General features: G+C 63.0%; 20 protein-coding genes. 9 read left to right on the top strand and 11 right to left on the bottom strand.

The window, feature by feature from the left end; all coding sequences use genetic code 11:
- Nucleotides 1-13 precede the first annotated feature (13 nt).
- From EUU22_RS17285 to EUU22_RS17275, 3 genes are all read right to left on the bottom strand, one after another.
- Entirely contained in the window at nt 14-1033 is a 1020-nt protein-coding gene (locus EUU22_RS17285; RefSeq protein WP_245485113.1) for a GlxA family transcriptional regulator, read from the bottom strand.
- Complete coding sequence (locus EUU22_RS17280; RefSeq protein ID WP_129333238.1) at nt 1030-1596, bottom strand: isochorismatase family protein; 567 nt, start codon at nt 1594-1596, stop codon at nt 1030-1032. Before EUU22_RS17280 ends, EUU22_RS17285 begins: the two co-directional genes overlap by 4 nt.
- Before the next feature lie 125 nt (nt 1597-1721).
- A complete protein-coding gene (locus tag EUU22_RS17275; protein ID WP_129333237.1) occupies nt 1722-2081 on the bottom strand; it encodes a DUF488 domain-containing protein in 360 nt (119 codons plus the stop codon).
- 169 nt (nt 2082-2250) lie between these two features.
- On the opposite strand from EUU22_RS17275, the gene EUU22_RS17270 reads away from it, so the two are divergent.
- From EUU22_RS17270 to EUU22_RS17260, 3 genes are all read left to right on the top strand, one after another.
- The gene (locus tag EUU22_RS17270; protein ID WP_129333236.1) at nt 2251-2601 is read left to right on the top strand and encodes an ArsC family reductase; all 351 of its coding nucleotides are present in this window, start codon (nt 2251-2253) and stop codon (nt 2599-2601) included.
- 8 nt (nt 2602-2609) lie between these two features.
- Nucleotides 2610-3083, top strand: coding sequence for a Cys-tRNA(Pro) deacylase (gene ybaK, locus EUU22_RS17265; protein ID WP_129333235.1), 474 nt, complete (start codon nt 2610-2612; stop codon nt 3081-3083).
- A gap of 119 nt (nt 3084-3202) precedes the next feature.
- Nucleotides 3203-4456, top strand: coding sequence for an aminopeptidase (locus EUU22_RS17260; protein WP_129333234.1), 1254 nt, complete (start codon nt 3203-3205; stop codon nt 4454-4456).
- Nucleotides 4457-4517: 61 nt separating this feature from the next.
- On the opposite strand, the gene EUU22_RS17255 is transcribed toward EUU22_RS17260, so the two are convergent.
- The 4 genes from EUU22_RS17255 to EUU22_RS17240 form a co-directional block, all read right to left on the bottom strand.
- Nucleotides 4518-4853: a hypothetical protein gene (locus tag EUU22_RS17255; RefSeq protein WP_129333233.1), complete on the bottom strand. Its 336-nt coding sequence runs from the start codon at nt 4851-4853 to the stop codon at nt 4518-4520.
- A 182-nt stretch (nt 4854-5035) separates the two neighbouring features.
- Entirely contained in the window at nt 5036-5923 is an 888-nt protein-coding gene (locus tag EUU22_RS17250; protein ID WP_129333232.1) for an EamA family transporter, read from the bottom strand.
- A 173-nt stretch (nt 5924-6096) separates the two neighbouring features.
- Nucleotides 6097-7710, bottom strand: coding sequence for an exodeoxyribonuclease VII large subunit (xseA, locus tag EUU22_RS17245; RefSeq protein ID WP_129333231.1), 1614 nt, complete (start codon nt 7708-7710; stop codon nt 6097-6099).
- Nucleotides 7711-7797: 87 nt separating this feature from the next.
- Entirely contained in the window at nt 7798-9633 is a 1836-nt protein-coding gene (locus tag EUU22_RS17240) for a hypothetical protein (RefSeq protein ID WP_245485109.1), read from the bottom strand.
- A gap of 155 nt (nt 9634-9788) precedes the next feature.
- On the opposite strand from EUU22_RS17240, the gene EUU22_RS17235 reads away from it, so the two are divergent.
- Both EUU22_RS17235 and EUU22_RS17230 read left to right on the top strand, forming a co-directional pair.
- Nucleotides 9789-10811, top strand: coding sequence for a glycosyltransferase (locus EUU22_RS17235; protein ID WP_129333230.1), 1023 nt, complete (start codon nt 9789-9791; stop codon nt 10809-10811).
- Nucleotides 10808-11182, top strand: coding sequence for a GtrA family protein (locus EUU22_RS17230; RefSeq protein ID WP_129333229.1), 375 nt, complete (start codon nt 10808-10810; stop codon nt 11180-11182). The genes EUU22_RS17235 and EUU22_RS17230 overlap by 4 nt, the downstream gene beginning before the upstream one ends.
- A 27-nt stretch (nt 11183-11209) precedes the next feature.
- Here the strand turns inward: EUU22_RS17230 and EUU22_RS17225 are convergent, their stop codons facing one another.
- Nucleotides 11210-12196, bottom strand: coding sequence for a Gfo/Idh/MocA family protein (locus tag EUU22_RS17225; protein ID WP_129333228.1), 987 nt, complete (start codon nt 12194-12196; stop codon nt 11210-11212).
- Nucleotides 12197-12375: 179 nt separating this feature from the next.
- Here EUU22_RS17225 and EUU22_RS17220 point away from each other — a divergent pair, with 179 nt between their 5' ends.
- Together EUU22_RS17220 and EUU22_RS17215 are read left to right on the top strand one after the other, a co-directional pair.
- Nucleotides 12376-13326, top strand: a complete 951-nt coding sequence (locus EUU22_RS17220; protein WP_129333227.1) for an aldo/keto reductase — start codon at nt 12376-12378, stop codon at nt 13324-13326.
- A gap of 3 nt (nt 13327-13329) precedes the next feature.
- On the top strand, nt 13330-13773 hold the full coding sequence (locus tag EUU22_RS17215) for a GNAT family N-acetyltransferase (RefSeq protein WP_129333226.1): 444 nt from the start codon (nt 13330-13332) through the stop codon (nt 13771-13773).
- Between the two features lie 14 nt (nt 13774-13787).
- On the opposite strand, the gene EUU22_RS17210 is transcribed toward EUU22_RS17215, so the two are convergent.
- Nucleotides 13788-14678, bottom strand: coding sequence for a LysR family transcriptional regulator (locus tag EUU22_RS17210; RefSeq protein WP_129333225.1), 891 nt, complete (start codon nt 14676-14678; stop codon nt 13788-13790).
- A 136-nt stretch (nt 14679-14814) separates the two neighbouring features.
- Here EUU22_RS17210 and EUU22_RS17205 point away from each other — a divergent pair, with 136 nt between their 5' ends.
- A complete protein-coding gene (locus tag EUU22_RS17205) occupies nt 14815-15813 on the top strand; it encodes an aldo/keto reductase (RefSeq protein ID WP_129333224.1) in 999 nt (332 codons plus the stop codon).
- A gap of 9 nt (nt 15814-15822) precedes the next feature.
- Here the strand turns inward: EUU22_RS17205 and EUU22_RS17200 are convergent, their stop codons facing one another.
- A complete protein-coding gene (locus EUU22_RS17200; RefSeq protein ID WP_500681147.1) occupies nt 15823-16683 on the bottom strand; it encodes a helix-turn-helix domain-containing protein in 861 nt (286 codons plus the stop codon).
- 161 nt (nt 16684-16844) lie between these two features.
- On the opposite strand from EUU22_RS17200, the gene EUU22_RS17195 reads away from it, so the two are divergent.
- Entirely contained in the window at nt 16845-17753 is a 909-nt protein-coding gene (locus EUU22_RS17195; RefSeq protein ID WP_129333223.1) for a DMT family transporter, read from the top strand.
- A gap of 45 nt (nt 17754-17798) precedes the next feature.
- On the opposite strand, the gene pheT is transcribed toward EUU22_RS17195, so the two are convergent.
- Entirely contained in the window at nt 17799-20222 is a 2424-nt protein-coding gene (gene pheT / locus EUU22_RS17190) for a phenylalanine--tRNA ligase subunit beta (protein ID WP_129333222.1), read from the bottom strand.
- Nucleotides 20223-20225: the final 3 nt, after the last annotated feature.

Raw genomic sequence — 20225 nt, 5'->3', positions numbered from 1 at the left:
CCGGGGCCGCTCGTCAGGCACGCGCGTGTTCGGGCGGCAATTTCCTGGCGCGGCTCGGGGAGGCCGAATGCAGCCGGTTCCAGGCGCGACGGAACTGTCGTGTCGAGGCGAAGCCGGCCCGCTCCGCCACGCTTTCCATGTCGAGACGCGTGGTAACCACGAGTTCATGTGCCAGAGCTATGCGCATCCGATTCACGTAATCGCTAACGCTCATCCCCGTATGTTCATTGAAGAGCCGCGACAGATTGCGAGGGCTCGTTACCGCCACGCGGGCGAGTTCATCAACTGACCAGTCTCGCGCGGGATCGGCAGCGACGGCGTCCTGCGCGCGATGGATTGCCGGATGAATGTGATTGCGCCCCTCGAGCCAGGGCGAGAGCTGGGGATCGGCACCACCGCGCCGCAGGTAGACGACAAGATAACGGGCGACGGCAAGAGCGGTTGCGTGTCCCGCCTCCTTCGCGACGATGTGCAGCATCAGGTCGATGCCGGCGGTGATCCCGGCGCTCGTCAGTCGTTCGCCATCCTCGACATAGAGACGGTTCTCCCGCACACGCGCCGTCGGCGCGAGCCGGATCAGCTCGGCGGTCGTCTCATGATGGGTCGTGCATTCGTAGCCATCCAGGAGACCGGCGCGGGCGGCAAGCAGCGCACCTGAACAAATCGAGACAAGCCTCCGACCCGGGAGAATGGCACGTTTCAGCCAGGCGACGATTGCCGCTTCGAGCCGCACGTCCTCCGCACGGCTATCGAAGACCTGACCGAGCGGCTTGTCGGCAGCACCCGAGACAACCACCAGCGAACCCTCTGGCAGTTCCTCAGGCAGAGGCTCGACCGCTGCAAGCTGCAGGCCGATCGAGCTCCCGACAGTCGGGGCCGGGCCGATGTAGCGGACGGAGAAGAAAACCTCCTCCTGGACAAGGTTCGCCTTGCGTAGCACTTCCATCGGACCGGCTATGTCGAGCAGCAACGCGCGGGGCGGCACGACCATGTAGACCGGAATCTCCCGGCGTCGCTGCATATCGTTCGTCATGCGGCAATCTTCTCCGTAAGGCCGGAAAGCGCTTCCTCGACCGTCACCACGCGGGCAAATCGGCCTGCGAGCACGAGCTCGGTACGGGCGCGGATTTCTTCAGCGCTCCACTCGCGCCCGCCGGCATCGGTCATCGGGAAAGTGAGCGTCGCCTCGCCGACGTAGTCGACCGCGTAGCCGAGATCGGAGGCGTGACGCGCCGTCGTTTCGCAGCATTGCTCGGTGCGGATGCCGGAAATGATCACCTTGCGAATGCCGTTGCGGACGAGCCAGACGTCGAGGCCGCTGCCGACGAGAGCGCTGTGGCGACGCTTCCGGAAGGTTGCATCCGGTTCGATCCGCAGCGGCTTCAGCGTCGTGACGTTACCGGATGCCTCCGAGAACGGGCCGTCATCCTCGACATGGAAGATCTGCACGACGGGAACGCCCGCAGCCCTGGCGCCATCGATCAGCGCCTGCTGGCGGGCAATATAGGCGGCAAGCCCTTCCTCGCGGAAATACGGGCGGTGTCGGAAGGATTCCTGGACGTCGATCACGATCAGGGCGATATCATATGCGGACATTTCATGCATCTCCATGTGTTGAACACATTGAGATCCTAGCCTCAAGAACATAAAGAGAAATCGTCTTTCGTGACAAAGATGGGACATTTCACGCCAAACATGCTTGCCTCGACGTGCGCCAATGGTCAGGCGTTGTCTGCGAGCCAGCCTCTCAGCGCGACGGCATTGTTGTGCTGCTCGTCGCGAGCTGCGTAGAGCAGCGTGACCGGCCCGTCGTCCAGATGGCGGCGGAGCGCCTCCGCAGCGGCTTGTGCTGCTGGCGTCGCAAGCTCGGCGAAGTAGGCGGCGCGAAATTCTTCCCAGTCTTCCGGTTTGCCGTGGAACCGCTTGCGTAACGCATCGCTCGGGGCAATGTCTTTCAGCCAGAGATCGATGCCGGCCTTTTCCTTGGCGATCCCGCGGGGCCAGAGCCGGTCGACGAGTATCCGCGTTCCGTCGGTCTCGGCTGCGGGCTCATAGACCCGCTTCAGCATGATCTTCGCCATGGTGGGCAATCCTCCTTCAGCTGCACTGCGGAGCATTGGGACGCAAACCGGTACCGCTGTCAAAGCCGATTACCGTCGCTCCGGTCGTTTGAAAGGCCGTGACGTTTTGCTATGCCTTGAATAACAGAATCGGGGCGGCAACCGCCCCGGAGGCGCAACAGGACCACACATGCAGGTTACGATCTACGGCATCAAGAACTGCGACACCATGAAGAAGGCCCGCACCTGGCTGGCGGAGCACGGTGTCGATTACGCCTTTCACGACTACAAGTCATTCGGGATCGACCGCGGCAGGGTCGAGCGATGGTGCGACGCCGTCGGATGGGAAACCGTGCTGAACCGTGCCGGAACCACATTCCGCAAACTGCCGGACACGACCAAAGACGACCTCGATCGCGAACGGGCAATTGCGCTGATGCTAGACCAGCCGTCGATGATCAAGCGGCCGGTCCTGGAGAAGGATGGACGCGTGCTCGTCGGCTTCAAGCCGGACCTCTACGACCAGTTCTTCGCCGGCTGAGGTTCTCGATGTCCAAGACGACACGCGCCACGCAGGCCCTCACGAAGGCAGGCATTGTCTTTTCCGTTCACCTCTACGACTACGATCCGGATGCCGAGCGCATCGGTCTCCAGGCGGCTGAGGCGATCGGCGAGGATCCCCGTCGGGTCCTGAAGACGCTGATGGCCGAAGTCGACGGCAAACCGGTCTGCGTCGTCGTTCCCTCTGACCGCGAGGTCAGCATGAAGAAGCTCGCCACCGCCTTCGGCGGCAAGTCTGCGGCGATGATGAAGCCGGCGGATGCCGAGCGGCTTACCGGCTATCACGTCGGCGGTATCAGCCCCTTCGGACAGAGGAAGGCGGTGCCGACGGCAATCGAGGAGAGCGCGCTTGCAGAGCCGCATGTCTACATCAACGGTGGCCAACGCGGCGTGCAGGTCTGCCTCGATCCGAAGGACGCCCGGAACGCACTTAAGGCGATCGCCGCCTCCGTAACCGCCTGACGAAAGCCCAAACGCCGCGAACCGGGCGAGAAACCGTCCCGGCCAGAGCGTGGACTTCAATTTCGCCGCAAAGACCTCTAAGTCTTTGTGCCCCATCGCAACAGAATGGCAGGTTTTCCATGACAATCGCGCCCGATTTCAACACCGCAGTCGATCCGGCAAAGCTCGAAAAGCTGGCCGAAGTAGCCGTCAAGGTGGGCTTGCATCTGCAGAAGGACCAGGAACTGGTCATGACGGCGCCCATCGCCGCCATGCCGCTCGTTCGTCTCATCACCAAGCATGCCTATATGGCGGGAGCGAGCCTCGTCTCCACCTTCTACTCCGACGAGGAGACGACTCTTGCCCGCTATCGGCACGCGCCGGATTCGAGCTTCGATCGGGCCGCCGGCTGGCTCTACGACGGCATGGCGAAGGCCTATGCGAGGGGTGCCGCACGGCTGGCGATCGCCGGTGACAACCCGATGCTGCTTTCCGGCCAGGACCCGGCCAGGGTGGCGCGCGCCAACAAGGCGAACTCGATCGCCTACAAGCCGGCGCTGAAACACATCTCCAATTTCGATATCAACTGGAACATCTGCTCCTATCCAAACCCATCCTGGGCGACGTTGGTATTCCCCGGGCTGCCGGTCGATCAGGCCGTCCGCAAGCTCGCCGATGCGATCTTCGCCGCTTCGCGTGTCGACCGCGACGATCCGGTGGCCGCATGGGCCGAACACAATGCCGAGCTCCACAAGCGTTCCGCCTGGCTGAACGGCGAGCGTTTCGCTGCTCTGCACTTCACCGGTCCCGGCACCGACCTGACGGTCGGGCTTGCAGATGGCCACGAGTGGCACGGTGGCGCGTCGGTCGCCAAGAACGGCATCACCTGCAACCCGAACATTCCGACCGAGGAAGTCTTCACCACGCCGCACGCGCTGAAGGTAGAAGGCCATGTGTCAAGCACGAAGCCACTCTCGCATCAGGGAACCCTGATCGACGATATCCGGGTCCGTTTCGAGGGCGGCCGCATCGTTGAAGCGAAGGCCTCAAAGGGCGAAGAGGTCCTGCTGAAGGTGTTAGACACCGACGAAGGCGCCCGCCGACTCGGCGAAGTGGCACTGGTGCCGCATTCCTCGCCGATCTCGGCGTCCGGGATCCTGTTCTACAACACGCTGTTCGACGAGAACGCCTCCTGCCACATTGCGCTCGGCCAGTGCTATTCGAAGTGCTTCCTCAATGGAGCCTCGCTGACACAGGACCAGATCACGGCACAGGGCGGCAATTCCTCGCTGATCCACATCGACTGGATGATCGGCTCCGACAAAGTCGATATTGACGGCGTAAAGGCTGACGGAAGCCGGGCGCCGGTCATGCGCAAGGGCGAGTGGGCCTGAGGCTGCGGACGCTTTCGACAGGCGGTGGAAGCCATACTTCGCCGCCTCGATAGCCCGGATTTCAGTAGTGATAGATGATCCGGCCGCCGTTCATCGCGGTCTGGACCCAGATGACGTTGTGCAGGGCGATGCCGCGGCGCGACAACGCCTCGCCGAGGGCCGGATCGCTTGCCGCTTCCGCCTGAGCGGCGCGCATGATTGTCGCAGAGGGATGCCGGACGAAGAGCGGAACATCCCCGTTTCTCCAGCGATAGCCTGCTCCGACCTGCACCGCCGTGACACCGTCGTTGTAGACCTTTCCGAACAGGATCGATGCGAGTTCGGCATCACCCGCAAGCGCAGGCGTACCGGCGGCCAGCAAAAGACCCGTGAGAACTATTCCCGCTATCCGTTTCATGATTCCCATACTCCTCAAACGACGGCCCGCATCAACACTGTCACCGCATTTGTGTCTGCTGATGATACGGATAGAGATAGGAAGTCCGAAGGGCGTTTAAATGGCGGCGATGCGAGCCTTCCCAGCAACCGACAAAAAGTCCGGTGCTGGTGCAGACCGGCATCACTCGCCCTGCCGCCGCCTCAAGACGCGTGTGCGGACTTCGCCACCTGCGGCGACGCCGTCGCCCGTTGGGCGAGCCAGACGCTCGCCAGCACGACGAGGAAGCCAAGGAATTGTGTTGGCGACAGGCCCTGGTCGAGAATCACCCAACCGAGCAGGGTGGCGACCATCGGCGACAGAAAGCCCAGAGAGGCGACCGCAGACGGCTCCAGTCGCACGAGACCCCGAAACCAAAGAATGTACGTGAGCGCGGCACCGATCAATCCGAGATAAGCGATGCCGGCGATGTTCGTGAACGAGAGTGCTGGCAATGGCGGCTCCATCGCAAAGGTAAGGGGCACCAGAAGCAGCCCGCCCGCCGTCAATTGCCAGGCCGTCGCCGTCAGGCTCGATACCGGCGGGCGCCAGTGACGCGTCAGAACCGTGCCCGTCGCCATGGAAACGGCACCACCTAGTCCCGCGACGATACCGATCGGGTCAAGCGCCGCCTTCGGTGTCAACACCAGAAGACCGACGCCAACAAGCCCGGCAAGACCCGCGACGACGGCGGCTGGGCGCACCGGTGTCGTCAGCACGAGGCGAGAGAGCCCTATCACGATCAACGGCTGGACCGCGCCCACGGTCGCGGCAACACCACCGGGAAGCCGGTATGCGGAGACGAAGAGCATCGCCCAGAAGATCGTGAAGTTGAGAGCGCCGAGCACCAGCATCCGCCACCACCAGAGCCCGCTTGGAAATTGACGGACGAGCACGAGCAGGATGAGCCCCGCCGGCAGCGCCCGCAGCATGGCCACCGTCAGGGGATAGCCAGTGGGAAGCATGGTCGTCGTCACGATGTAGGTGCTTCCCCAGATCGCCGGAGCGATTGCGGTAACGGCAACTGTCGTGATGTCGGCGGATTTCACCATCGGCTCTGCCCTCCTGTTCGAGAAGTGGCATGCTTACGCCAATTTATCTTTATGGCAAGATATATTCACGCGGTTGTGATTGGTGCAGAAGCGGTGCGCGTGACGTATTCGGCACGGTCACCGCACTTCTGATCGCTCCATCCTGCTGGTGGCGGAGCGAATGAACCGCACCGTCAGAAAAGGCTACCCTGCCCGGCCGGCGGTTCACCCTTTTTCGAGGACCTCGGCGCAGAAGGTGGTGCCTTCGCCTCGCTCGTCGATGCGACCCCAGCCGCCTCTCCTCCGCCTCCGGTGACGGCCGACACGCGGCCGTCGGAGAATTCGATCGCAATCGCGGCTCCCGTCGCCAGCCCGGCGGCACGCGAAACCGGACGATCGCCGGCATCGCGTATGACGGCGTAGCCGCGCATCAGGACGTTTTTGTAGGATAGCGACTGCAGCATACGATCATGAGCCGTGACCGCATGCCGGCGCTGCCGGGTCTCCGCGGTTATCGCGGCATCGGCACGGGCGACCAGCCCCGTCAGCCGGTCGCGGGCACGTCCTGTCTGCGACTGCAGACGCGACGGGATGGCCGTGAGTGCGGCATCGCAGCGACCGAGGCGGGATCTCAGCCGATCGACCATGCGCTCTACAATCCTCTCGGCAAGCGAGGCGCTTTCATTGAGGCGCTGGCGTCGCTCGGCGATCCGCCGCGCCAGAATGTCAGCATTGAGGCGTGAGGCCGCGCGTTCGAAGCTGCGGCGCTTGTTCATCGTACTGAGTTCGAGACTGCGACCGAGGCTACCCGCGGCCTCGTCGAAGCGACGGCGCGGCAACGCCAGCAATTGGTCCAGCGACGGAAGAGCGCGAGCGAGCGCTCTAAGGTTCTGGCGCCTGGATTCCATCTGGCGACTGTTCGCACCCGCAAGCCGCGCGCCGAGGTTTGCAACCTGCGCCTCCAGGTCGGCCTTGACCGGAACCGCCATTTCGGCGGCACCTGTCGGCGTCGGCGCCCGCACATCTGCGGCATAGTCGATGAGCGTCCAGTCCGTCTCGTGTCCAACGGCGGAAATCAGCGGGATTGCGCTTTCGGCGGCAGCCCGCACGACGATCTCGTCGTTGAATCCCCAGAGATCCTCAAGGCTGCCGCCACCCCGCGCCACGATGAGAACGTCGGGACGCGGCAATGGCCCGCCGGGCTCGATGGCATTGAAACCATGGATCGCGTTTGCGACCTCCTCACCGCATCCTTCCCCCTGCACCTTCACCGGCCATACCAGCACATGGACCGGGAAGCGGTCGGAAATGCGGTGCAGGATATCGCGGATGACCGCACCGGTCGGCGAAGTCACGACGCCGATCACCTTCGGCATATAGGGAAGCAACTGCTTGCGGGCGGCATCGAACAGGCCTTCCGCCGCAAGGCGCCGCTTGCGTTCCTCGATCAGTGCCATCAGGGCGCCGGCACCGGCCGGTTCCAGTGCCTCGATGACGATCTGGTATTTCGACGAGCCGGGGAAGGTGGTGACACGACCGGTTGCAATGACTTCCATGCCCTCTTCCGGGCGATATTTCAGCTTCGAGAACGTGCCCTTCCAGATCACCGCGTCGATGCGGGACTTGTCGTCCTTCAGGGAAAAATAGGCGTGGCCCGATGAATGGGGGCCACGATAGCCGGAGATTTCGCCACGTACCCGGACGTGATCGAAGGCGCTCTCGATCGTCCGCTTGATCGAGCCCGAAAGCTCCGAAACGGTGAATTCCGTGAGATTGGTGGGCGAATCATCACTGAAAAAATTGGCCATGCAGGCTTACTAGCCCAATTGACGACAAAGATCAGCCATCGAAGCGATGCATCGGTCCTCGAAGGCCGGTTATCAACCGCGGCCGCGTCATTCAGCCGGCAGGTCGACCCTGTAGAGATGGAATCCTGAGTCCTCCGCCTGCGGCAAGGCTATCAGGTAAGGCGGAATCTCGCCACGACCGAGCGCCGCATAGAGTCCGTCCGGCTTCATCGCTGCCAAGCGCTTCGTCTGTGCATTCTCGGGACAATAGGCGATCAGGCCGACCTTCGCGCCACGGAGGAAGGCGACCGCTTCGGCAGGAGTCGCTAGCCCGATGTGCAATTCCGTGAGCATGCCTCCCTGATTGCGGTGGTAAGGCGCCGAAAGCACGCGGTGGGCGGTGAATCGCAGGATATCGGAGCCGCTGTCGGAGGGCGCCGCCACGGTGGTCGGCGGCACTTCCGTCATCGGCGCTATGGCGGCACGGCTTTCGCAATCCGCGGACGCTGCCATCTCGGTTTGCTTCGATTCTCCGCTCCGAAGCCGGTTGGCGACGCCATCCGTACCCTCGGCGGAGAGCACCCCGAGAAAGGCCCACACGCTCGGCACCGCCATGAGGGCACCTCCGAGAAAGAAGAAGCCGATGCTCATGTTCTCCGGGTCTGCATGGGCCTGACGGCGGAGTTCGGAAATCAGGAGCGCCAGCGGCAGGAGCGCCAGAAGATTGGCGAAGACGGCGCCACGCACCTGGATCAGGGCAATCCCCCAGGCGGCCGCCACCAAGGCGAAAAGGATGGCATGCAGTTCGACACGGTCACGCATCACGATACGCGAAAGGCAGACGATCAGAGCGAAAAAACCGACCGCGTAAAAGCCACCGAAAGTGCCTGGCTCGCTTCTCAGTTCGCTGAGCACGGACTGCGCTTCGATCACATTGGAGAGCCAGAGCTTGACCAGCAGAGGATCGAGATCAGCAAGGGGATTGCGGAGACACTGCGGCGCCAGAACGAGCGCCGTCGCAGCCACGATCACTCCGCTGCCCGCGAGCAGAGCGAAACGGAACTCGCGGCGAGCTCCGTTCGCCAGCAGTGCCGAAAGGAACAGCAATGCGCCGCCGGCCGCTGTAATCCCGTAGTAGCCGACGGAGAGGCTGTCGCAGGTAACCTCGCCGTAGCGGCTTGGGGGAACCGTTGTGAAGAAGAAGATCGTCACGCCGATGGCGATAGCCAGGGCGAATGCGCGTGCCGCGGCACCAAAATCAGATCCATGCCAGGCCCACAGGACGGCGACAACCAGACAGACGACGGCGACGATGGGCGTTGTCTCCGCGCCTATGGCGATTGCCAGGGCGGCCGCCGCGCCCGCGACTGCGAAGCTCCACGGCTTGTAGTCGGCATCGACCAGCATGGCTGCCATTGTGGCTATGAGGACGAACTGGACATTGTGGTGGTCGATCGCTCCCGGCAGAAACCGGTTCGACGTAACGACCAGAATGGCCGTCATCGCAAAGGCGATCTGCATCACCTGCGGACCGCCTATCCTTCGGCCAGCAAGCCCTATCGTCGCCAGCAACGGGACCGTGAGCGACAGCGGCCAGACCAGCAATGCCGCGGCCTCGGCGGCAGTCTCCGGCAAAAACTGTCGGAAAAACGTAATGAGTACGGCGATCGGCAGGTCGATCAGTCGCGACCAATGCATCGACGTGCCCGCCTCCAGGCCGAGGCGATGCTGCATATTGTCGAACCAGCCTTGTCCCGCGAGGAAATCGCGAACCACGACGAGGCGCATCACATCGTCGTTATCGGTTCCGACGTAGTCTTGCGCACCTGGCAGATTGAGAAAGGCGATCGCGGAAACTGTCACCACCGCGTAGAAGAGAAGGGAGAAGCCGTAACGCGTCCAAAGCGGTCTGCGCTCGTCGTTCATGATGTCGATAGCCGCCATGCCGGGCTGCTCCTTCGCCGTCGCACCGGCGGAACCGGACGGCGGAAATTTCAGGTGTCACATGTGCGCGAAACCTAGCCTTAACCTTCTCAAGAAATAGTAAAACCAGGCCTCGGACAAACCGGAGCGCCCGTTGTGTTTTGCGAGTAACGAGTATGCACGTATTCGGGTCGGATGATCTCGACATTGCTGTCCTGCTGCCCTGCTACAACGAGGCAGCGACAATCGGGCACGTCGTCCGCAGCTTCCGGCAGGCCCTGCCCGACGCGCGCATCTACGTCTACGACAACAACTCCACGGATGGGACGGCGCTTCACGCGATGCTTGCCGGAGCGACCGTCTTCCGGGAGCGCCGCCAGGGCAAGGGCCACGTCGTGCGCCGCATGTTCTCCGACATCGAAGCCGACGTCTACATCATGGCAGACGGCGACGGCACCTATGCCCCGGATGATGCCGAAGAACTCGTCCGCACTCTTATTACCGAGCGCGCCGACATGGTAGTCGGCATACGCCGCGGCGTGCACCAGGATGCCGGCCGCAACGGCCACGCCTTCGGAAACCGCCTCTTCAACCGCCTCTACCGCTTCCTCTTCGGGCAGGATTTCACCGATATCCTCTCCGGCTACCGCGCCTTCTCCCGTCGCTACGTCAAGAGCTTCCCTGCCGTTTCCGGCGGCTTCGAGATCGAGACCGAAATGTCGGTGCATGCCTCGCGCCTGAAGCTTCCCGTCTGCGAGCTCGAACTCGACTACGGCAGGCGGCCGGAAGGCTCCCATTCGAAGCTCTCGACCTTCCGCGACGGCGCGAAGATCCTCTGGATGTTCGCGATGCTGATGAAGGAGACACGCCCCTTCGCCTTCTTCGGCACCTTCTCTGCGGCGCTGATGACCGCAAGCGTCGTCTTCATGACGCCGGTCCTTTACGCCTATTTCCAGACGGGACTGGTCGAGCGCATGCCGACCTGGGTGTTCTCACTCGCACTGATGATGATGTCGCTTCTCTTCCTCACCGCCGGCACCATCCTCGATTCCGTTGCCCGCTCGCGCGCCGAGCAGTTGCGGATTCATTACATGACGCTTCCCGGTCTTGCTTCGGCACGTGTCCACCGCGGCACGAGAGCCGAAAAGCGGCTCTCCGCCGACGCGATATCGGTTCCGGCCAGGGCGGATGCCGCATGAAGAGGCTCCTGCGCTTCGGCATCGTCGGCACCACCGGCTTCGTGATCGATGCGGCAGTGTTGATGCTCCTGTTGCATACGACACCGCTCGGTCCCTTTGCCGCGCGGGCGTTCGCGATCGTGATCGCGCTCGCCGCCACCTGGCTTCTCAATCGCAGCTTCACCTTCGGCGCCTCGCGCCATTCGCTGGCGGTGGAAGGGTTCCGCTACGGGTCGGTCGGCATTACGACCGCGGTCCTGAACTACGTTCTCTATTCGGCCCTGCTGATCGCCTCGCCGCTGTTGAAACCGGTTGCCGCGCTGGTGCTTGCCTCGCTCGCGGCAATGGCCTTCAGCTTCTTCGGCTATTCCCGCTTCGTGTTCCGCCGATAGCGGAAGGAGACGCTCCCGTTCGCTTCCTTATACTGTCTCCCAGCCGTCCTTTTCGCTGGCGCGATAGATCGCGTCGATGAAGCGCTGGTTGGCGCGCGAGTTCTCCAAGGTCACGATCTCCTCCGGTTCGCCGGCAGCGGCATGGGCGAAAGCCTCCGCCTCACAACGGTATTGACGGCTGTCCTGGAAACGGAAGACCTGCGAGAGATTGTGCGATTGGTTCGTCAACTCGATCTCTTCCGGACCCCAGCGGTCGGCATTGAAGGGCGAGCGCACCTCGATGAAGCCGTCGGTGCCGTGGAAGACCATAATCTGACGGTTCGCCATCTGCGTCGAGACGTAGAAGCTCAATTCGAAGCCGTCGAACTCTGCCTTCACGCTCGAATAGATGTCGGTGCCGAAGACCGGGTCGCGCTCGGTGACCGCCTGGACGCGCAACGGCTCCTTGCCGGTTGCGAACCGGGTGGTGATCGTCGGATAGACGCCGATGTCCGGGAGCCCACCGCCGCCGAGTTCGGGTACGTTGCGCATGTTTGCGGGATCGCGGTTGAAATAGGTGAACGCGCCCTGCACGTGGCGCAGTCGCCCGATCGCCCCCTCCGAGAGCAGCGCCCTCACCTTCCGCCAGACCGGTGCGTAGGTCACCATGAAGGCCTCGGAAACAACGACCTTGTTGCGGTCGCGGGCAGCGATCACCTGGTCGATCTCCTCCGCCTTCAGCGCGATCGGCTTTTCGCACAGCACGTGTTTCCCGGCATTGGCAGCCTTGATCGCCCATTCGACGTGCTGTGACGTCGGCAGCGGAATGTATACGGCGTCGATGAGATCGGAGGCGAGCAGCTCGTCGTAGGATCCGAAGGCATGGGGCACGGAAAAGCGATCGGCCACGGCGCGCGCCTTCACGAGGTCACGGCTCGCGATCGCGGAAACGACGCAGTTCTCGGCGTCCTGGATCGCGGGAATCACCAGGTCCCGGGCGATCTTTGCGGTCGACAGAATTCCAAAGCGCAGCATGGGGATCCCTCCTGAAACGATGCCGCGGCAACCTATCCATTGCCGCCGGACGAGGCAATGGCTCCTGGACGTTTGTCCTTCCATCAAAGAAATTCGATGGTCGATCACGGACACCGTTGCTAACCTTCCGCCTCCGATCGGCCGCGAGCGGCTTTCCCACCAAATCACGGAGTTTTTCCATGCAGAAGCGTTCGCTCGGCCGCACCGGCCTTTCCATCGCCCCGGTCGTTTTCGGCGGCAACGTGTTCGGCTGGACGGCGGACGAGAAGACCTCCTTCGCACTGCTCGACGCCTTCTTCGATGCGGGCTACAACGCGATCGACACGGCGGACGTCTATTCGGCCTGGGTCGACGGCCACGCCGGTGGAGAGAGCGAGACGATCATCGGCAAGTGGCTGAAGCGCGGCCACGTTTCACGAGACCGCGCGGTGATTGTCACAAAGGTCGGTTTCGACAACAACGGCAGGAAAACGGGCCTCAGCGCAAAGTGGATCGCCGAAGCAGTGGAGGCCTCGCTCAAACGGCTTGGTACCGATTACATCGACCTCTATCTTGCCCACAAGCCGGACCCCGACGTGCCGCATGAGGAAACGCTCGAAGCCTTCGCGAAGCTGAAGCAGCAGGGCAAGGTCCGGGCGATCGGCTGTTCGAACTTCGATGCCACGCAGTTGCAGGCTTCGCTCGATGTCGCGGCCGACCAGGGCCTGCCCCGCTACGACGTCGTGCAGCCGGAATACAATCTGTACACCCGCGAGGCCTTCGAGGGGCCTCTTGCCGACCTCTGCACTGCGCAAGAGATCGGCGTTATCAGCTATTACGCGCTCGCAGCCGGGTTTCTCACCGGCAAGTACCGCAAGCCGGAGGATGTCGCGGGTTCGTCTCGCAGCTACCGTGTCGGCAATTATCTGAACGAAAAGGGCTTGAGAATTCTCACGGCACTCGACAAGGTCGCGACAGAAACGAGTACCAGCCCGGCCACCGTCGCAATCGCCTGGATCGCCGCGCGGCCGGGCATCACGGCACCGATCGCTTCCGCAACCAGCCTGAAGCAGCTCGAAAGCCTGATTGCCGTCGGCAGGCTTCAGCTTTCTGCCGCGCAGATGGCACTCCTCACCGAAGCCGGAGCATAGGACATGCCCATGGAGATACGCGACGCGCAGCCAGCAGACGAAACGGCCTGGCAACGCCTCTGGCGCGACTATCTGACCTTCTACAAGGTCGACCTGCCGGACGAGGTCACCAGGCACACCTGGGCGCGCATCCTCGATCCGTCGTCTCGCCTCGCCATGCGGCTTGCTTTCGTCGACGGTGAACTGGCGGGCTTCGCCATCCACCATTTTCACGACTCGACATGGTCGATGACGCCGGACTGTTATCTCGAAGACCTCTACGTCGATGGACGCCTCCGCGGCCAAGGCATCGGGCGAGCGTTGATCGATGACCTGATCGTGCTTGCCAAGGCAAAGGGCTGGTCACGGCTCTATTGGCACACCGACCACGACAACGCGACGGCGCGCAAGCTCTATGACACTTACGCCAAGGAAGACGGGCATGTGCGATACCGCGTCCGCCTATGAGCGAACGCGGCCGCCTACGCGCCAAAACGGTAGAAATCCACGAACGCCCTGAGCACCGGTCGCATCTGCCGGCGCGACGGATAATAGATGTAGAAGCCGTCGAAAGGCGGACACCAGTCTTCGAGAACACGCACCAGGTGGCCCTGCCTCAGCTCCTCGGCAACCCGCTGATCGAAGAGATAGGCGATTCCGGCTCCGCCGAGGCAAGCCTGCAACATGAGCCGGTCATCCGAGAGAATCACGGGGCCCTCGACGTCAACGACCAGTGACCACCCCTCCTTTTCGAACTCCCAGCGGTAGATCGCGCCGCTCGAAAAACGACGCCGGATACAGGCGTGTCGCAGTAGATCGCGCGGATGCACCGGCATCGGATGGGCTCGGAAATAGTCCGGCGTCGCGACGACCGCGCCGGAAAACGGTCCGCTCGCCTTCACCGCGATCATGTCCTGTTCCAGGCTTTCGCCGAGCCTCAGACCGGCGTCGTAGCCCTTCGCGACGAGATCCTCGTACCGGTCCTCGGTGACGAGTTCGACGGTGATTTCCGGGTAGAACTGCAGAAACGAGCCTAGCCGGGGAACGATCACGTGGTCGGCAGCAAGTCGCGGCAGGGTGATGCGCAGGTTGCCGGCCGGTCTCTCGCGCGCGTCAACGAGAGCGGCCATCGCCGCATCGATCTCCCCCAGCGCAGGAGCGAGGCTGTCGAGCAAGCGCCGTCCTTCTTCGGTCGGGCGGACGCTTCGTGTGGTGCGGGCGAGCAGGCGAATCCCAAGGCTTTCCTCCAGACGTGTCACGGCATGGCTCACCGCCGAAGGTGCGATCTTGAGTTCCTTGGCCGCTGCGCGGAAGCTCCCATGCGCGGCGACGGCGGCAAGAACAGCGAGTTGCGAAAGCTGGGTCCGGTTCATTGTTCTAACAGATAGAACAAGCCGTTGCATTTTGCAGTAATTATCAGAGCGATCGACGCAGACTAATTTGAAGTCGTGCCCAGAGACTGAAGGCTCTGCCGCACCAACGTCATCCGACGACACGAAGGAGCAACAAATGAAGACGCGCAAACTCGGAAGTCTTTCCGTTTCCGCCCTCGGGCTCGGCTGCATGGGCATGAGCCATGCCTACGGCCCCTCCGCCGACGAGAGCGCGGCGATCGCCACCCTGCATCGTGCGATTGAGCTCGGCGTCACGCTCTTCGACACGGCCGAGATCTACGGGCCATACAAGAACGAGGTGCTCGTCGGAAAGGCCCTGCGGCCCTATCGCGACCACGTCGTGATCGCGACGAAGTTCGGGTTCCGTATCGATCCGGCAAAACCGTCCGACCAGATGATCACGGGTACCGACGGACGGCCGGAGAACGTTCGCGCCGTCGCCGAGGCTTCGCTGAAGCGGCTCGGCACGGACGTGATCGACCTCTACTATCAGCATCGCGTCGATCCAGACGTTCCGATCGAAGACACGGTCGGCGCCATGGCCGATCTGGTGCGGCAGGGCAAGGTCAAGGCTCTGGGCCTGTCGGAAGCAAGCGCCGCAACGATCCGCCGTGCCCATGCCGTCCATCCGATAGCCGCGGTCCAGAGCGAGTACTCCCTCTGGACACGCGATCCGGAGCAGAATGGCGTCCTCGACACCTGCCGGGAACTCGGCATCGGCTTCGTGCCCTTTTCGCCGCTCGGCCGCGGCGTGCTGACCGGCGCACTGAAGAAGCTCGACGGGCTTGCCTCCGACGACCTCCGTCGCACGCTGCCACGCTTCCAGGCGGAAAACTTCGACGCCAATCTCTCCCTGGTGAGATTGCTCGAGCAGATGGCCGAAGAGAAAGGCGTGACACCCGCCCAACTCTCCCTGGCCTGGGTCGTGGCCCAAGACGACTTCATTGTGCCGATCCCCGGAGCAAGCAAGATCCCGCATCTCGAGCAGAACGTCGCGGCTGCAGATGTCCCACTCTCGGAACAGGACGTGGCAGCTCTCGGCGAGCTCCTCGCACCGGCAAAGGTCGCCGGCGCGCGCTATTCGGAGAAGATGACGAAGATGTCCGGACGATGAGATGCCGGCTTACGCGACACTGCGGCGGTAGGCGGAGGGCGTTGTACCGGTTACCGCCTTGAACATCCGCGTCATGTGGCTCTGGCTGCTGAAGCCGCAGGCGGACGCGATCTCGGCGATGGGATCGCCGTCCGCAAGCATCCTCCTTGCCCGATCGATACGCCGGTTGAGGATGAAGCCGTAGGGCGAGACACCGCAGCTTAGCCGGAACATGCGCTGTAGGTGGAATTCACTCAACCCGGCGACACCTGCCAGTTCCTGGAGGGTGATCACATGTTCGAGGCGGGCCTCGACATAGTCGATCAGCCGCCGCCGGACCACCAGCGAGAGCCCGCCGCGCAGAGGAACCAGTCGCGCCCCGCCGTAGCGAGGGTCCGAAAACAGGCAAGCGATCGCGGTGGCAATCGCCTCTTCTGCCCGCAGGGTCTCCCTGGCTTGTGTCGCGAGAGCGAGATGCCGCAAGCTCTGGGCGAGCCGAGGTGCATCATCGAACGTCGCCTCGGGAACGGTCATCAGCCGCGCGTCGCGGTCGAGCGTCTCGGAAAATTGCCGCCGCAACTCGTCGTCCGTGACATAGAGATGGACGAATTCGAACGTATCGTTGATTTCCCAGTCCGACGACGCGCCCTGCGGCATGAGGCAGAGTGCACCCGGCCAGCCATGCGCACGCCCGGCATCCAGTCGCCAAGTGCTTTCGCCGCCCCGGAGATAGAGGCTGAACGTATGCCCGTCCGGCCGCTCATAATGCATGCGGTCGAAGCTGTTGCGCCAGATCGCCGTCGACTTTCCGGCGCCGAGATCCAGCCCTCCCAGCCGCTCGGCGCGGGGTGAGGAAGAAAGCAAGCTGTAGACGGACGAGCGCTGCTGCATGGAAAGCCTGTTGTAGAAACGAGCCCATTTTACAGCAAGTTCGACGGACGACCACACGGAAGTCGTGACTGCGGGTCCCTTTCGATGCAGTTCGCCGCAAGATCGTGCAAGCCCGGACACGGGAATGGTCCTAGGTGTGACCCGAAATTCAGGGAACCACCATGACCAACTATCTGCTCTTTTCCTCCACCGTTCTGATCTGGGGCACGACCTGGATCGCCATCGCCCTCCAGATCGGGCCCGTGCCGGTGCTGGTATCTGTCTTCTATCGTTTCGCCGCCGCCGCGCTGATCCTCGTCGGCGCCTTGATCTTGACCCGCCGGATGAAAGTTCCGCCGCTGAGACAGCAGCCGTTCATTCTGGCACAGGCGCTCTGCCTCTTCTGCTGCAACTTCCTCTGCTTCTATTACGCCGCCGCCTTTGTTCCGTCCGGCCTGATATCGGTGGTCTTTTCGCTTGCGACCATCTTCAATGCCGTCAATGCGCGAATATTCTTCGGCGACCGGATCAGCCCGCGCACGCTTCTCGCGGCAATGCTGGGCGCCACTGGCCTCGTGCTGCTCTTCGGGCCGGACATATTCGTCGCGTTCAATCCGGACAGCTGGAAAGGCATCGGGCTCTCGGCGCTCGGCACGATGTTCTTCTCACTCGGCAACATGGCGTCGCGTCGCAATAGTGCAGCCGGCATCAGTCCGGTGACAGCCAACGCCTGGGGCATGAGTTATGGCGCCCTCACGCTCCTCGGCCTCGTCCTTCTTACCGCCACGCCGATGGTCGCACCGCCGGATATCACCTACCTCGGCGCGCTCCTCTACCTGTCGGTCGTCGGTTCAGTTATCGGCTTCACGACCTATCTGATGCTGGTTTCACGGATCGGCTCGCAGAAGGCCGCTTACGCGACCGTTCTCTTCCCGGTCGTCGCGCTCACGCTGTCGAGCATCTACGAGGACTATCACTGGACCGCGGTCGGCGTCGCCGGCCTTCTTCTGACCCTTGCCGGCAACGTCGTGATGTTCGCCCGTCTGCCGGCGCGGGCGAAGACCGACGGGGCTGCGCCGAGCAGAGCCTGAAAAGGAAAGGGCGGCTGCGCCGCCCTTTCTCACTTCGTTGATCGTTCAGGCGCGAAGTATACCGCCGGTCGACTTTTCGACATTGGCGATGACCTTTTTGGTCAACGCCTCGAAGTCCTCGTCGGTCAGCGTCTTCTCGACCGGCTGGATCAGCACTTCGATCGCAACAGACTTGCGCCCCTCGCCGAGCGATGCGCCTTCGAAAACGTCGAAGACATTCACGCCGGTGATCAGTCTGCGGTCAGCACTGCCGGCGGCCTTGACGATTGATCCGGCCTCCACCGTCTTGTCGACGACGAAGGCGAAGTCGCGCCTGACCATCTGGAAGGGCGAAAGCTCCAGCGCCGGCTTGGTCCGGGTCGCCTTCTTCTTCGGCTCCGGGACCGCGTCGACATAGACCTCGAAGCCCGTGAGGGCGCCCGTGACATCGAGGGCCTCCAACGTCTTCGGATGGAATTCTCCGAAGTAGCCGAGGATCACCTTCGGGCCCATCTTGATCGTGCCGGAGCGGCCCGGATGGTACCACGCGGGTGCACCGGGCTCGATCTGGACATTCCCCATCGGCAGACCGCAGGCCTCCAGCACGGCGAGCGCGTCGGCCTTCGCGTCGTAGATGTCGACTGCCTTACCACCACCCTTGGCAGTGTTCGACCACATGCGGCCCGCACCGGCAAGCGAAGCCGTACCGCGACGGATGCCGGCGGCGACGCGGCGCTGCCCTTCCGGCGTATCGTTCTCGTACGTGCCCGAAACCTCGAAGATCGCAACGTCACCAAAACCGCGGTCGGCGTTGCGCTGCGCAGCGGCCAGCAGACCCGGCAATAGCGACGGGCGCATGTCCGACATATCGGCCGCGATCGGGTTTGCCAGCCGAAGCGCGTGGCTTCCGCCGCCGAAGAGCTTTGCCTGTTCGTGCGAGATGAAGGACCATGTGACGGCCTCCAGCATGCCGCGAGCGGCCAGCGCGCGTTTGGCCGTGCGCGTGCGGATCTGCAACGGCGTCAGAATCCGGCCATTGACGGCGCCGGCGCTCGGCAGCGGCTCCGGCTTGATGTTGTCGACACCATGTATACGCATGATCTCTTCGACCAGATCGGCCTTGCCGTCGATATCCGGCCGCCAGGAAGGAACGGCAACCGTGACCACCTCGCCCGCGCCTTCGACTTCGAAGCCGAGACCGGTGAGGATTTCGCGACCCTCCTCGTTCGAGACGGTCAACCCCGTCAGGCGTTTCACTTCCGAGAACGGGAAATCGACCACCTTATTCACATAGCCCTTGTAGCCGGTGACCTTGGCGGCGGCCGCCGTCCCCCCGCACATTTCGAGCACCAGTTCGGTGGTGCGCTCGAGGCCGGGCACCATGTATTCCGGATCGACACCACGTTCGAAACGGTAGCGCGCATCGGTGATGATGCCGTGGCTGCGGCCGGTCTTGGCGATGTTGATCGGGTCCCAGAGCGCCGACTCGATCAGCACGTTGACGGTCGCCTCGTCACAGCCGGAATGCTCGCCGCCCATGATGCCGCCGATCGATTCCGGTCCGTTGTCATCGGCAATGATGACGTTGGTCGGGTTCAGCTTGTAGGTGCGGGTATCGAGCGCGAGGATTTCCTCGCCCTCGCGGGCACGGCGAACCACGAGGTCACCCTTGACCTTGTCGGCATCGAAGACGTGCATCGGCCGACCCTGATCGAAGGTCATGTAGTTGGTGACGTCGACCAGTGCCGAAATCGGACGAAGACCAATGGCGAGAAGTCGCTGCTGCATCCATTTGGGGCTTGGGCCATTCTTCACGCCGCGAACCAGACGGTAGGCGAAGCCGGGGCAGAGCCGCTCATCGTCGAGCACGATCTTGACCTCGACGGGGGTATCACCTTCGACCTTGAAATCCGGCGCCTTCGGCAGTTTCAGCTTACCGAGACCGGAGGCAGCGAGATCGCGGGCGATACCGAAGATCGAGGTGCAGTCCGGACGGTTGGGCGTGAGATTGATCTCGACGACCGGATCGTCCAGGCCGGCATAGGCGGCAAAGGACGTGCCGACGGGCGCATCTGCCGGCAGATCAATGATGCCGTCGTGGTTGTCGGAGATGTTCAGCTCCTTTTCGGAGCACATCATGCCATGGCTTTCCACGCCGCGGATCTTGCCGACGGCGAGCGTCACGTCGATGCCGGGGACATAGGTGCCCGGACGGGCAAGCGCACCGACGAGGCCGGCGCGGGCATTCGGCGCGCCACAGACGATCTGCACCGGCTTGCCGTCGCCGGCGTCCACCATCAGGACCTTCAGCCGATCGGCTTCCGGATGTTTTTCGGCAGTCAACACCTTGGCGATGACGAAGGGCTTGTAGGCAGCCTTGTCATCGACGTCCTCGACCTCGAGGCCGATCGCCGTCAGACGCTCGCAGATCTCGTCGAGCGTGGCGTCGGTTTCCAGGTGTTCCTTCAGCCAGGAGAGTGTGAATTTCATCGT

This window comes from Ciceribacter ferrooxidans (genome assembly GCF_004137355.1).
GTDB lineage: Bacteria > Pseudomonadota > Alphaproteobacteria > Rhizobiales > Rhizobiaceae > Allorhizobium > Allorhizobium ferrooxidans.
This window is presented reverse-complemented; position numbering and strand designations above follow the sequence as displayed.